This is a genomic window from Cytophagales bacterium (genome assembly GCA_033344775.1).
Classification (GTDB): domain Bacteria; phylum Bacteroidota; class Bacteroidia; order Cytophagales; family Cyclobacteriaceae; genus JAWPMT01.
In genome coordinates, this window is record JAWPMT010000007.1 from 342,953 (window position 1) to 356,983 (window position 14,031).

General features: G+C 43.9%; 10 protein-coding genes. 8 read left to right on the plus strand and 2 right to left on the minus strand.

Annotation, left to right across the window (positions count from 1 at the left end; translation table 11 throughout):
* Nucleotides 1-147: 147 nt before the first annotated feature.
* The 3 genes from R8G66_33510 to R8G66_33520 all read left to right on the plus strand — a co-directional run bounded on the left by R8G66_33510 (nucleotide 148) and on the right by R8G66_33520 (nucleotide 3,108).
* On the plus strand, nucleotides 148-1,620 hold the full coding sequence (locus R8G66_33510) for a HAMP domain-containing sensor histidine kinase (protein ID MDW3197343.1): 1,473 nt from the start codon (nucleotides 148-150) through the stop codon (nucleotides 1,618-1,620).
* On the plus strand, nucleotides 1,607-2,302 hold the full coding sequence (locus R8G66_33515; GenBank protein MDW3197344.1) for a response regulator transcription factor: 696 nt from the start codon (nucleotides 1,607-1,609) through the stop codon (nucleotides 2,300-2,302). Before R8G66_33510 ends, R8G66_33515 begins: the two co-directional genes overlap by 14 nt.
* Nucleotides 2,303-2,388: 86 nt before the next feature.
* On the plus strand, nucleotides 2,389-3,108 hold the full coding sequence (locus R8G66_33520; protein ID MDW3197345.1) for a 1-(5-phosphoribosyl)-5-[(5-phosphoribosylamino)methylideneamino] imidazole-4-carboxamide isomerase: 720 nt from the start codon (nucleotides 2,389-2,391) through the stop codon (nucleotides 3,106-3,108).
* Here the strand turns inward: R8G66_33520 and R8G66_33525 are convergent.
* Nucleotides 3,101-3,430 carry a hypothetical protein gene (locus tag R8G66_33525; GenBank protein MDW3197346.1) on the minus strand — a complete coding sequence of 110 codons (330 nt, stop codon included), beginning with the start codon at nucleotides 3,428-3,430 and terminating at the stop codon, nucleotides 3,101-3,103. The two genes, R8G66_33520 and R8G66_33525, sit on opposite strands and share 8 nt — an antisense overlap.
* A gap of 356 nt (nucleotides 3,431-3,786) precedes the next feature.
* Between R8G66_33525 and rimO the strand changes: the two genes are divergently transcribed.
* From rimO to R8G66_33545, 4 genes are all read left to right on the plus strand, one after another.
* On the plus strand, nucleotides 3,787-5,100 hold the full coding sequence (rimO, locus tag R8G66_33530; protein ID MDW3197347.1) for a 30S ribosomal protein S12 methylthiotransferase RimO: 1,314 nt from the start codon (nucleotides 3,787-3,789) through the stop codon (nucleotides 5,098-5,100).
* 89 nt (nucleotides 5,101-5,189) lie between these two features.
* The gene (bshC, locus tag R8G66_33535; GenBank protein MDW3197348.1) at nucleotides 5,190-6,746 is read left to right on the plus strand and encodes a bacillithiol biosynthesis cysteine-adding enzyme BshC; all 1,557 of its coding nucleotides are present in this window, start codon (nucleotides 5,190-5,192) and stop codon (nucleotides 6,744-6,746) included.
* Complete coding sequence (locus R8G66_33540) at nucleotides 6,734-7,318, plus strand: 5-formyltetrahydrofolate cyclo-ligase (protein ID MDW3197349.1); 585 nt, start codon at nucleotides 6,734-6,736, stop codon at nucleotides 7,316-7,318. The genes bshC and R8G66_33540 overlap by 13 nt, the downstream gene beginning before the upstream one ends.
* On the plus strand, nucleotides 7,311-8,300 hold the full coding sequence (locus R8G66_33545; GenBank protein ID MDW3197350.1) for a YpdA family putative bacillithiol disulfide reductase: 990 nt from the start codon (nucleotides 7,311-7,313) through the stop codon (nucleotides 8,298-8,300). The genes R8G66_33540 and R8G66_33545 overlap by 8 nt, the downstream gene beginning before the upstream one ends.
* Nucleotides 8,301-8,420: 120 nt before the next feature.
* On the opposite strand, the gene R8G66_33550 is transcribed toward R8G66_33545, so the two are convergent.
* The gene (locus R8G66_33550) at nucleotides 8,421-11,165 is read right to left on the minus strand and encodes a response regulator (GenBank protein MDW3197351.1); all 2,745 of its coding nucleotides are present in this window, start codon (nucleotides 11,163-11,165) and stop codon (nucleotides 8,421-8,423) included.
* A gap of 433 nt (nucleotides 11,166-11,598) precedes the next feature.
* Here R8G66_33550 and R8G66_33555 point away from each other — a divergent pair, with 433 nt between their 5' ends.
* Nucleotides 11,599-14,025: a TonB-dependent receptor gene (locus R8G66_33555; protein ID MDW3197352.1), complete on the plus strand. Its 2,427-nt coding sequence runs from the start codon at nucleotides 11,599-11,601 to the stop codon at nucleotides 14,023-14,025.
* The last annotated feature ends 6 nt before the right edge of the window (nucleotides 14,026-14,031 follow it).

Consider the following 14,031-nt stretch of genomic DNA (forward strand, 5'->3'; position numbering starts at 1 on the left):
ACGTACAAAGCGCCTTAATGATGCCCTTAACGGGAAATTTGCTGAGAATAGTGCTGTTAAAAATGGTTAAAGTACAAGAAGTCAATCACTTGGCTACGTACATTTGATTTTGTGAATCGCATTACCCTTAGGTGGATCATCGGAATCATGAGTCTGGCACTTGCCGGTCTAATAATTTTTCAGTTATACTGGATTGATACGGTCATTCGTGCCAATGAAGAGCGATTTCGCAAAGATGTCATCGGTGCATTGCAAAATGTATCACAAAAACTGGAACGACAAGAGATACAACGGAGAATGCAAGCGCAAAACCTGCTCCCTCCCCTAATACAACAAAACGGATCGATTGAGTTTGAAGTTACGGACAGTGCAGGCATAGTGAGAGATGTTCGCTTTTCTTTAACTTATACTGAACAGGGATATGAGTTGGTGCCTGGGCCTGAGTCCGGACCTAATCCCGAGTCAATCATGAATGATCCGGCGATCCAGGAAGAACTTACCAAAGTGAACAATGCTTCCAATAACATGATAGGGGTGTTGCAAGACATGATGTTTTCGAATGCGCCGATGCAAACCCGAATGAGTCCTGACCAATTAGATTCACTCATCACGCACGAACTTGGTGAAAAAGGCATTGGAATTGATTATGATTTTGGAGTGATAGCACCATACCAAAACCTTTTTTTATACCTGGAGGATCCCAGTAAGAATCAGATCCTGGCCAAAAGCGAATTACGAGCGAGTCTCTTTCCCAATGACCTCAATGGTGAATACAAATTACTCGTGGTGGATTTTCCGGAAAAGAGCGAGTTCCTGTTAGGTAAAATATGGTTGACCATGGCTAGCTCGGGCATATTGATCGCAGCCATCATGTTGTGTTTTGGCTATGCTGTCCGTACGATAGTGAAGCAGAAAAAATTATCTGAAATGAAAACGGATTTTATCAATAACATGACCCATGAGCTCAAGACACCTATTGCTACGGTGGGGCTGGCCGTGGAGGCTTTGCAGGATAAATCTATCCGCAGCGAAGACATGCTTCAGGACAGATACCTGGGCATGATCGGTGAAGAGAACAAGCGATTGGGCCAACACGTGGAGAAAGTGCTGCAAATGGCAGCGATCGAGAAGAAGGATGTGCAGATGAAATTGGAATTTATGAACCTGCACGAACTGGTCAAAGCGGCCACCCGAAAAATGGCTTTGCAGATCGAGAACAGAGAAGGCTCCTTAAAGACGGTACTCAACGCAAAAGATCAGATGGTTAAGGGAGATGGCGTGCATTTGATGAATGTAGTGGTCAACTTGCTGGATAATGCCAATAAATATTCTCCGGAAAAACCAAACATTGTGGTGCGAACTGAAAAAACTGGCAAGAACATTGTGCTATCGGTGCAGGATCATGGACTGGGCATGAGCAAGGAAGCCGTTCGTAATATATTCCAGAAGTTTTACCGTGTTCCTACGGGTAACGTTCACAATGTAAAAGGTTTTGGACTTGGCCTTGCTTATGTGAAAAACGTAGTAGAAGATCATCACGGCTCAATTGATGTACAAAGTGAGCCTGGAAAAGGAAGCAAATTTTTTATCACCTTACCCCTTCATTATGGAGACGCCTAAAATATTACTCGTAGAAGATGACCCTAACCTTGGGCAGATCCTCAGTGAGTACCTGACATTAAAAGGGTTGGATACCCAACTCTGCAGAGATGGAGAAGAGGGGGGAGAAGCCTTCTCTAATGATCATTTTGACTTGTGCATCCTTGACTTGATGATGCCAAAGAAAGATGGGTTCACTCTGGCAACAGAAATACGCGAACAAAATACCACTGTACCCATCATTTTCCTTACAGCCAAGTCCCTGAAAGAAGATGTGGTGCAGGGATTTAAAATTGGCGCAGACGACTATGTGACGAAGCCGTTTAGCATGGAAGAGCTGATGCTTAGGATCAATGCGGTGCTGAAGCGGACATTGAAGGAAACACAGTCCAATGTTTTCCCTGATGAATTCATCATCAGCTCTATGAAGTATTACTACACGGAAAATAAATTGATCACACCACTACGGGAGATCAAGCTTACAACAAAGGAAAATGAGTTGTTCAAAATCTTTTTTGCCAACCTTAACAAAACGGTAGATCGCTCGGACGCTTTGAAAAAGATCTGGAAAGACGATAGTTATTTCAATGCCCGGAGCATGGATGTTTACATTGCGAAGCTTCGAAAATACCTTAAAGATGATGAGCAGGTTAAGATATTGACCATTCACGGCGAAGGGTTCAAAATGGTCAACCTCAATTGACCAGTAATCCATATCTTTGTTAGTGAAATCACCGGAACAGTTACCGGTAATTGGCAATTAATTTAGACGCTTAACTTTCACTATCTATGCTTTTGGTACCCTCAATCACAGTAATCAATGGAAAGACAATCCGCCTGACAAAAGGGGATTTCTCCAAGGAGAAACTGTATGAGGATACACCACTTGATGTCGCAAGAAAATTTGAAGATCATGGTGTTAAGAGAATTCACCTGGTTGATCTGGAAGGAGCCAAAGTAGGGCGACTGATGAATTACCCATTGATAGAAACGATTACCGGGTACACCAATCTTCATGTCAATTTCTCTGGTGGATTGCATACGGATGGAGATTTGAACAAAGCATTTGAATCGGGTGCCAGTAGTGTGACTACTGCTACCATCGCAGTATACAATCAAGATCTTTTTTCGTCCTGGTTAATGTCTTATGGCCGGGAAAAAATTGCGCTGGGTGCCGATATTTACAATGGGCTTATCCGAGTAGGAGGCTGGCAAAAGGACACTAAAATAGATCTGTTCGATCACATCAGCTATTTCTACGAAAGAGGATTGAAATATGTGAAGACTACCGATATCTCAAGAGATGGCGCTTTAGAAGGACCTTCCTTTGATCTTTACAAAGAGATTATCAAGCGGTTTCCGGATATCAGTTTATTTGCCAGTGGGGGTGTTCGGAGTATTGAAGACCTGAAGAAACTTAGAGACACAGGTGTAGATGGTGTAGTATTCGGAAAAGCGTACTACGAAGGCAACATCAGCCTAAAGGAAATCGAGAAATTCTCTAGTTAGATTCTAATTCCTGTGGAATCGTCCCGAATCGGGAATCATTCTCGTACTTGAATTTGTACAAGAAGTAAAAGATAAAGTTGAATTTGCGGAAAGAACTTTGTGTAGAATCGCTTTCTACAGTTAGTTCTTCTTCCTCTGCTTCGTCCTCTAAATCATCCTCCTCTTCATCAATGCCACCATTTTCAGGCTCACCATCGAGTTTTGGCAGTAGACTTTGCTGTCTATTGGGATCTTGTTGATCTTGAGATACTTTCTCTTCCTTATCACCGCCGCCACCTGTAGCGGAAGCTTTAAGTGTGAAAGAGACACAAAGAAGAAACAATATGATGGATATATTCCTCAGAATTCTTCGATTTAGTTTTTAATGGAACGGTAAATTAAGGATAAGGTTCAGAAAATCATACACTTCTGCTGAAAAAGTTGGGTTGTTACGGGAGGTCGACATTAGCTGCGTATGATGTTGTAAATGCTGATTTTTTAGTGTTTTTGATATAAAAGATGTAGATACATACGCGTCACCAAATTATGTTTCAAAAGATTCTGAAAGTTCTATAAAATCTATGGCCTACCAACGATTCGATTCCTCATATCCATTTTTTTCAACGATCATTACTTTTTTACATACTGCCACCAAATAAACTAGCTTTGCGCCCCGACAAGGGTAAAAAGCAAATAGTAGTGAAAACCAGGGGAACGAAGAAGGATAAAGTAAATATTGTAACGCTAGGGTGTTCGAAAAACCTGGTGGATTCCGAAGTGATGCTTACCCAACTAAAAGGTAATCAGATAGCTGCCACGCACGAATCCCAAAAGGACGATGCCAACATTGTGATCATCAACACTTGTGGCTTTATCGATAATGCCAAGCAAGAATCGATCGATACCATCGTGAGATATGCGGATGCTAAGGAAGAAGGCCTGGTAGAAAAAGTATACGTCACCGGGTGTTTGTCGCAACGTTACCGGGATGAATTGAAGCTGGAATTGCCAGAAGTAGATGCCTGGTTCGGGACGATGGAACTACCGCTACTTTTGAAAAAATTTAATGCCGATTATAAGCATGAATTAATCGGGGAGCGCATTACAACGACTTCCACACACTATTCTTATCTGAAAATAGCTGAAGGTTGCGACCGTCCTTGTTCATTCTGTGCCATTCCGCTGATGCGCGGTAAACATGTGTCCAGACCGATGGAAGAATTGGTAAGGGAGGCAACTTCTCTAGTAAAAAACGGGACGAAAGAATTGCTGTTGATTGCGCAAGATTCCACTTATTACGGTTTGGATCTCTATAAGAAAAGGAATCTGGCGGAGTTGCTTGAGCGACTGTCCGATGTGGAAGGATTGGATTGGGTCCGCTTGCATTACGCATTTCCTACAGGCTTTCCCGAGGATGTGCTTGATGTGATGGCCAAACGCAGCAACATCTGTAACTACCTGGATATTCCGTTACAACATGCTTCGACTCGCATGCTCAAACTGATGCGGAGAGGCACTACCCGGGAAAAGACCGAGGCACTTTTGGACAAGATGCGGGAAAAAGTCCCCGGAATCGCAATCAGAACGACCCTGATCGCAGGGCACGCCGGAGAGGAAGAAGAAGATTTTCTGGAGATGATAGACTTTGTGGAGCAACAACGCTTCGACCGTTTAGGGATCTTTACGTACTCTCATGAGGAAAAAACGCACGCTTATACAATGGATGATAATGTCGCAGAAGAAACTAAACAAGAGCGAGCGAATGCCGTAATGCAGTTACAGGAATCAATTTCAGAAGAATTGAACCAAAAGAAAGTAGGACAGACTTATAAGGTGTTGATTGATCGTGCGGAAGGAGGATTTTTTGTGGGAAGAACGGAACATGATTCACCCGAGGTTGACAATGAGGTATTGATACCCGCCGAGGATCAGTATTTGAGGATCGGAGATTTTGTGAATGCTAAAATTGTTGAAGCCACTGCTTTTGATTTGCACGCTGAGGTCGTCAAATAAACTATTTGAGGGGTGATCGGTGTTGCATTTAGGATTGAATTAAAATTTCCTGTTTTTAGGAGCATATATAAGATTAACATAACCCTTTGATGCGCGTTGAAAAATTGCCCTTCGAAAAAGTCCAGGCTTTCTCGAAACTGTTTGTGAATTATTGCAACGATGTGCCTGCCCTGGCCTCTTTTTATGGTGAAAAACCAACCATAGCAGGATTTGGAGATATCTTAAAACGCAGGCAATTTTTACCGCAAAGCCGCGAGGTATTGGTAAAGACCCTCCAATCTCAATATGAATCGCTGGAACAACATGAAGCGGTTGAACAGAACATCTCGCTTTTAGGGAAGGACAATACATTTACTGTTACCACAGGTCACCAGCTTAATCTCTACACGGGTCCGCTTTATTTTATCTATAAGATTGCTACGGTTGTGAATGCCTGTAAGCAGCTGAAGGAAGCTTATCCCGATTATGATTTTGTGCCAGTCTATTGGATGGCTTCAGAAGACCATGATTTCGAAGAGATCAATCACTTCAGCCTGTATGGCCAGAAATATTCCTGGAACAGTGACCAAACTGGTCCGGTTGGAAGATTTGATACGGCTCCGATGAATGACTTTTTGGAGGGTATTCCTGAGAAGGTACAATTATTCGAGAAGGCCTACCGGGAACATGGCACCCTTGCAGAAGCCTGTCGATGTTATGTTCATGAATTGTTTGGTGAACAAGGAGTGGTTGTAGTAGATGCCGATCATGCTGACCTTAAGGCAAAGTTTTCCCCGATCATCAAGGAAGAAGTGCTTAGCCAATCGGCACAGCCTATCGTTGAAGCAACTAATCAAAAACTGATCGAAGCGGGCTACAATTCGCAGGCTTTTTCCAGAGAGATCAATTTCTTTTACCTCGACGGCATTTCACGCGAGCGAATCGTAGAAACCGATGGCGTTTACAAAGTCAGAAATACCAAAATTTCTTTTAGTAAAGAGGAAATACTCAAGGAGATTGATGAACATCCGGAGCGGTTCAGTCCGAATGTGATCATGCGTCCGGTGTATCAGGAAGTGATTTTGCCTAATATTGGCTATACCGGAGGCCCGGCGGAAGTTGCTTATTGGTTACAACTCAAAGGCGTATTTGATCTACATCAAGTAAGCTTTCCGATCTTGTTGCCCAGAAACTTCGGCATGGTTGTCTCACGAAATATTGGCAGAAAGATCAGCAAGTTGGAATTAGGGACAGAAGACCTTTTCAAAGATATCCAGTCATTGAAATCCTGGCAGCTGGCTAAATATGGGGAGGACCATGTGCTGGACGAAGACATGGCGGCAGTTATTCAGGTTTTTGCCGGACTGAAAACCAAAGCACTCAACATTGACAAGTCCCTGGAAGGGTACATTGGTGCTGAGCAGGCCAAAGCCGTAAAGAACATCGAGAACATTCAGCGGAAGCTCAAAAAAGCCCTTGAGTCTAAGAACGAAGTGGCCATGCGGCAGATTGATGCCATCAAGGAAAGTCTGTTTCCTGGTAATGGATTGCAGGAGCGAACCCTCAATTTCCTTACTTTCTATTTAGAAGATCCTTCATTTGTACGTGACCTATTGGCTAACTTCGATGCCTTTGATATGCGGTTTCACGTATTATGGCAGGAATAACAGCCAAAGCACTTTTAAGAAAGGAAATTTTACGTCGAAGAAAGCTCCTGTCTCATGAACTGGTCAATGAACTGAGTCTTGAGATCCAGCAGCATTTCTTGCAATGGATTCAGGGACAACAAGTTTCCACGATCCACAGCTTTTTGCCGATTGAAAGGAACCGGGAAGTAAATACCTGGCCATTGATTGATGCACTAGAAAGTCTTGGTAAATGTGTCATACTGACCCGGACCAACTTCGAAACTGAAACCATGGATCATTTCCTTTATGAGACTGATCTGACGTTTGAGGAGGATAAATTTAAGATTCCGACACCAGTCAACGCCAGGCCAGCGGATATGAAAGCAGTAGAAGTGGTGCTTGTTCCGTTATTGGCAGCCGATAAAGCAGGCGGACGGATTGGCTATGGGAAAGGCTATTATGACCGACTGATACAAGAAATGACCGCAGATGTGATCAAAATCGGGCTAACTTTGGGGCCTTGTTTCGACAAGTTCTCTTTTCTGGAACCTCACGATCAAAAATTGGATTATTGTATCACACCCTATCAGGTGATCGACTGCTATGAATGAGGAATTAGATATATTGATCATAGGCGCGGGCCCCATTGGACTGGCCGCAGGAATTGAAGCCACCAAAGCCGGCTTGAGTTATGCCATCATTGACAAAGGCTGCCTGGTCAATTCCATTTTCAATTATCCGAAGAACATGACCTTCTTTTCTACCTCTGATCGGTTGGAGATAGGAGAGGTACCTTTCATTTCTCATACACCCAAGCCAACGCGTTCGGAGGCATTAGAATATTATCGCCGGGTGGCATCGTCATGGAAGTTGAATGTAAAGCTCTATGAGCAGGTACAGTCCATCAACAAGACAGATCTGTTTGAAGTAACAACTTCTAAGCATACTTATCGTGCGAAGAATATCGTATTGGCCACCGGGTTTTATGACCTTCCTTACTTGCTAAATGTGCCTGGGGAAGACCTTCCTAAAGTGAAGCACTACTACGATGAACCACATCCCTATTATGGGATGAAGATCATTGTGATTGGTGCGGCGAATTCTGCTGTTGATGTGGCATTGGAAACCTATCGTAAGGGGGCTACAGAAGTTACCATGGTCGTTCGGGAGGAAGAGATTTCCCCTACTGTGAAATATTGGGTACGTCCTGATTTGGTTAACCGCATTAAAGAAGGCAGCATTAAGTCCTATTTCAATAGTACCATTGCAGAGATCAAAGAGCATGAAGTTCGGGTCAATACCCCAGATGGCGAAGTGACCATCGAAAATGATTTTGTGCTGGCGATGACGGGTTATCAACCAGATTTTACTTTCCTGAAAAGTATTGGTATCACCTTTCAGGAGGATGAATACCACACCCCGACATACAACCCTGAGACCATGGAAACGAACGTAGAAGGCGTATTCTTAGCAGGAGTTATTTGTGGTGGTCTAAAAACCAATAAGTGGTTCATTGAGAATTCACGTGAACATGCCGAAATGATTGTGAATCACTTGAAAGAAAAGGCGGGTAAGGCAGCGTTGGTGGATTAAACTAAGATCGTCATGCCGGAATTTTTCGGTTTAAGATCCGAAGGAAAGCGAAAAATGTCCGGTATCTCTTTGGACGATCTTTGCTCTTACAAAAAGTCATTTTGGATTCTTGTTTCTAGATCACCCATGCGCCCCATCCTGCTTCAATAAGCCATCGGGAGAAACATTAAAGCGCTTCTTGAATTGTGTAGAGAAATACGTGGAATTGGATACACCGATCAGTCGGGCAGCTTCTGATGCAGTGTTTACCTTTCGTTTCGCCAAAAGGTCATAAGCATATTCGTACCGCAGGCTTTTGATGTATTCCAGAGGTGTTTTGTCGGTCAACGTTTTGATCATCCTGTAGGCACTTCGTTCGGCCATGCAAAGTTCGTCGGCAATCATGGCCACTGATAATTTTGGATCATCGATATGCTCATGGACCATGTTTTGTAGCTTACCCAGCAAATCCTTTTCGATTTGTGTTTTGTGTTTGTGATTCAGGTCGTCGTAGGCATTCCAGCTGTTCTTGTACTTCATGATGTTCGCTACTCGCTGACTCAATTCCTTCGGATTGAAAGGTTTGGTCAGGAAGTCCAAGGCTCCGTCATCGAGTACTTTTAGTTTGTCGGATTCGGAAGTACGGGCGGATACGATCAGAATGGGAATGTCTTTGTATCGCTCCTCATTCATCCGTTTGATCAATTCGAATCCGTCTATCCAGGGCATCATCAAGTCGGAGATCACCAGGTCATAATAGCCCGTGTCAATCTTATCAAGTGCCACCTTTCCATTTTCTGCTTCATCAATGGCATAGTCATCTGATAAGATCTCCTTCACATAATCCCGGATTTCCTGGTTGTCATCTACGATCAATACATTGGCTTTTTTCGAATCGACTTTAATAGTCTGGGTGTCCTTTTTCGGAATGGCTTGAGGGACATTCTTTTCGTAGACATTGCCCTCGATTTTTATGTCATCAGGATCCACCTCAATGTCCAGATTATAAGGCATTGAAATGAAGAAACAAGTGCCATAATTATTCAGGCTGTCGGCCATGATATGACCACCATGAAGTTCTGTGATCTCCTTGGCCAGTTCCAGCCCGATCCCCATACCTTTTACATTGCTGCGCAGGCCTTCTTCCTGTCCCCGGTAGAACCGATCAAACAGGTGCGGCAATACCTCCTGAGAAATGGCTTTTCCGGTATTATAAATGCATATGGTAAAGCCATCGTTGAGTTTGTGTCCCTGTAGGATAACGATGATCTTTCCTTCTTCAGGCGTGTATTGCAAGGCATTGTTCAGGATATTGAACAAGACCCGAGACAATTGTTGTTTGTCTACGTGGGCCTGGATGGTATCACCCACATTCCCTTTGAATTTCAGTTCTTTACCTTCCGTTTGTGCCTTAGGTTGGAACAGATCGACGATCTCCCGAACGAATTCAGCCAGGTTTACTTGTTCAAACTGTAGCTTAAGCTTGTTCTTCTCTACCAGGCTAAGGTCATTCATCTGATCATTCAAGGATCGAATCAGTGCCAGGTTGCGTTGCAGTTTCTTGAAAAAGCCTTCCGATTTGGTGGTGAGGTAGTTGTCTTTATCGTCACCGATCTGTGATAGATACCCCTCAATCAGCATCAGTGGTGTTCTCAGATCGTGATTGACATTTTCGTAGAACTTGGTCTTGGCCGCGTCTAACTTCGCCAATTTGGTGGCCTGTGCCTCTAATTCCTCATTTTGTGCGATGATTTTTCGGGTACGTTCCCGGACGGTCTCATCCAGTGTACGGTTCATTTTCTCCGCTCTTCTGAAGGCCACACTAAATTCTTGTGCCAGATAAATGAACTGTGCCACCAGAAACAGCGGTATAGCAAACGGCAGGATGACCCAGTCCATCGAAGAGAAAGACCAAAGGGTGTCCAAAACGCCCGAAATGAGCAATATGCCTAGCGCAAAGATCTGCAGCCAGTTCCTTCTTTCTTTTAAGCCAAGTACACCACAAAATCCGGCGTAGGTAAATCCAAATAGGGCCAGTATCTTGGCCAGAAAGATTGCCGGTCCGAAGCTAGAGGTTGGCGCGATCAAAAAGAATAGCCCCAATACCCCGAAAGAGATGAACAGGTATTTTCCGATCTCCTGAAACTTCAAAGGCGGATAAATGGACTGGATATACAGCAGGCCTACCCCGGCAAACATACTTGCAGAGAAATGATACAGATGAAGCTGTAACCAGGCATTGAGTAAGCCAGAATCTTTTAAGAAGTAGTAGCCAAAATGATCCTCGTAGACGAGAATTTTTACCACCAGAAGAAGGCAGATGATACCCAGGTAAAAATAGGGCATGAACGGCCTTGAAGTAACATACATGAACAAGTGAAATATGGCCATCAGGAAGATGCAACCTGTCCAGAAAAGTAGGAGCGATTCCCGGCTGTTCTTGTAGTTATAGAGTTGTCGGAATTCTCCGAAGACCGGTGCCTCATTTAATCCAGCACGAGCAATATCATAATTGGCAACCTGTATGACGATTTCGTAGGACGCTGCACGATCCAGGGTCACCAGTTCTTCCAGGATGAAATTTTCGTATTGGTCTTTATCCAGTTGCCCTTTCTGCGCTATCAGCTTTCCGTTCACCCACACTTTACTGGCGCTGTTGATTTTGGGAATCAATAAGGCAGGTTGTTCGAATGCTTCAGCTGAAACCTTGATCCGGTAAGTTGCTTTTCCGAATTTTTCGAAACCTTGTTTGCTCCAGGAGACACTGGCCAGCACCGATGAGCCTGCTTTAGGGCCAATTTTGTCCGGCTCGAGCAATTCATCCCAGTAGAAATCCCATGGTCCCGTTATTTCATAAATGCGATCAGGGTCATTAGCCGTTGCCAATTCACGATCTGTTGCAAGTTCCGAAGTACAGGAACAACACAGTGAAATGAAGACGATAAAAAATAAACTGTGGCGGGTTTTCCAAAAAAACTCACGCGCTTTAAAAGCACCTCTATACATAGTCAAAATCTGCTATGACAGCCCCTCTTTTCGCAATTTAGATAGAAAATACATGGCAGATTACTAAAAGTTAAAGGGTCAAATTATGGAATTAACAATAAGATCACAATTATTATGGCTCATCGAGAAACATTTATGTGCTTCCTGCGTCCTGTACAAGGGCTTACAAATAATACTCGGCCAATTTTTATGATAATTACACCGCTACGCTGCTATTTCACGGAAGAAACAGTTTCTTTCTTAAAATTCAGAACAAACAGAATACCCAATCTATTATCAGCTATCGAAGGCTAGTCAAATGAAACGAACGGGAATGTTAAGAAGGCTTGTGCTGGGCCTGTTGGTCAGCATGAGTACGCTATCACTATGTGCTCAGGAATATACCATCAGTGGGTATATCAAAGATGCCAGTAATGGAGAGACCTTAATTGGCTCTACGGTTTATGTGGAAGAAGTTGCTGGTGGGTCTGTTTCCAATGTCTACGGGTTTTATTCGGTGACCTTGCCCGCCGGACAATACACGTTGAAATACCGCTACGTCGGTTATGAAACCCAAACCCAAACCATCGACCTCACGGATAATATCAAAATTGATATTGAGTTGTCCTTTCGACAAGAGGAGCTGGAGGCTGTAGTAGTTACGGCAGAAAAGGAAGACGCCAATGTCTCTGATGTACAAATGAGTGTTGCAGAACTGGACATCAAGACCATTTCCAAAATCCCCGTTTTCGCTGGCGAAGTGGATATCATTAAAAGTATACAACTCTTGCCTGGAGTCACCACTGTTGGTGAAGGTGCTTCCGGATTCAACGTGCGCGGAGGAGGCGTGGGTCAAAACCTGATCTTGTTGGATGAGGCGCCTGTTTATCAGAGTAGCCATTTGTTTGGATTCTTTTCCGTGTTTAATCCCGATGCGGTCAAAGATGTCAAGCTGTTCAAAGGGGGTATTCCATCAAAGTATGGTGGCCGATTGTCTTCCATTCTGGACATTCGGATGAAAGAAGGGAACAGCAAAGAATACGACGTTTCCGGTGGTGTCGGTACCATCTTCAGCCGCCTGACGGTGGAAGGTCCAATCATCAAGGACAAGGCCTCTTTCATCGTCGCGGGTAGACGATCTTATGCAGACATTCCTGTCCGTTTGTTGACGAACTTTTTGGATGATGGTGCGGCGCTCTACTTCTACGACCTCACGGCCAAAGCCAACTACAACATCAATGACAAGAACCGGGTATTCGTCTCTGGTTACTTTGGTCGGGATGTATTCCGTTTCGATCGACTGCAAGGATTTAACTGGGGGAACCAAACGGCCTCAGCCCGTTGGAATCACCTGTTTTCGGAGAAATTCTTTAGCAACTTCACCTTCTTCTACAGCAATTATGATTATGCCTTTGCTTTCGGAAACACGGACGAAGATCAGTTCGATTGGAGTTCACGCATCCAGACCGTCAATTTCAAGCCGCAATTCTCTTACTTCTTGAACAAGGATAATGAGATCTCATTCGGAGGAGAATTGCTTTATTACGTTTTTGATCCTGCTGATGCCGTTGGTTTGACCTCCGGGAATCCAATTGATATTGGTTTACCCAAGAAATATGCGATTGAAGGAGCAGTTTACGTCGGTAATGATCAAAAGGTCGGAGAAGACTGGAGTTTTCAATATGGTCTGCGATATTCGTTTTTCAACAACATGGGACCAGGAAATCAGGTGGTGCTCGGGGATACGATCCCAGGTGTGAGAAGGCCTGTTTTGGAAACACAGTCAGTGAATGATGGCGAATCCATTGCTAGTTTCGGAAATTTGGAGCCTCGATTGGCTGTAAGATACAAACTGAACGAATCTACATCTTTGAAAGCCAGTTACAATAGAATGTCACAATACATTCACCTGATTTCGAATACGGTGGCAGCTACTCCAATTGATGTTTGGCAACCCAGCTCGAATAACCTCGATCCGCAAATAGGAAATCAGATTGCAGCAGGAATTTTCAAGAACCTGAGAGATAATACCATTGAGACTTCTGTAGAGGCCTATTATAAGTGGACCCGCAACCAGGTGGACTACATCGATGGGGCGGACATCTTCATCAATGAAGCGCTCGAAGCGGATGTGCTTGCCGGAGACGGAAGAGCTTATGGAGTGGAATTTTATGTAAAGAAGCCCGCAGGCAGAGTCAATGGATGGATCAGCTATACCCTGGGGCGCTCCGAATTGAACATTGATGGGATCAATGTCGGACTCAATGCCACGGATCGTGCAGGACGTTGGTATCCAACTCGATTTGATCAGACGCATAACCTGAAGATCACATCCAATTTTCAGATCAATGAAAGGGTAAATCTCTCAGGTGTTTTCAGTTATATTTCTGGTACACCTACCACCTACCCTACAGATAGGATCGTAGTAGCCGGGCAAGTGATCCCATTGAATGATGGCAGTCGCAACAATGTCCGCATCCCGGATTATCACCGACTCGATCTCTCTTTGACCATCGACAATGTCCTGTTGGGCAAAAAGAACAATAAAAATAAGGCTTCGGATAATCTTGTCGTTTCTGTTTACAATGCTTATAACAGGAAGAATGCTTTTGCCATTTACTTCACGCAAGATGGCGATCGGGTTGGGTACAATCAACTCAACAATTTGACATTGCCTACGGCACCGGTGGCTACGTCCTCTTTCGAGACCTCCATTTTATTCTTCATTCTTCCTTCCATCACTTACAACTTCAAATTCTGATCAAGT

What these genes read in the sequence shown, in the direction of transcription:
- R8G66_33515 (MDW3197344.1), top strand. Translation starts at nt 1,607, where the DNA reads ATGGAGACGCCTAAAATATTACTCGTAGAAGATGACCCTAACCTTGGG.
- R8G66_33520 (MDW3197345.1), top strand. Translation starts at nt 2,389, where the DNA reads ATGCTTTTGGTACCCTCAATCACAGTAATCAATGGAAAGACAATCCGC.
- R8G66_33555 (MDW3197352.1), top strand. Translation starts at nt 11,599, where the DNA reads ATGTTAAGAAGGCTTGTGCTGGGCCTGTTGGTCAGCATGAGTACGCTA.
- bshC (MDW3197348.1), top strand. Translation starts at nt 5,190, where the DNA reads ATGCGCGTTGAAAAATTGCCCTTCGAAAAAGTCCAGGCTTTCTCGAAA.
- R8G66_33540 (MDW3197349.1), top strand. Translation starts at nt 6,734, where the DNA reads ATGGCAGGAATAACAGCCAAAGCACTTTTAAGAAAGGAAATTTTACGT.
- R8G66_33510 (MDW3197343.1), top strand. Translation starts at nt 148, where the DNA reads ATGAGTCTGGCACTTGCCGGTCTAATAATTTTTCAGTTATACTGGATT.
- R8G66_33545 (MDW3197350.1), top strand. Translation starts at nt 7,311, where the DNA reads ATGAATGAGGAATTAGATATATTGATCATAGGCGCGGGCCCCATTGGA.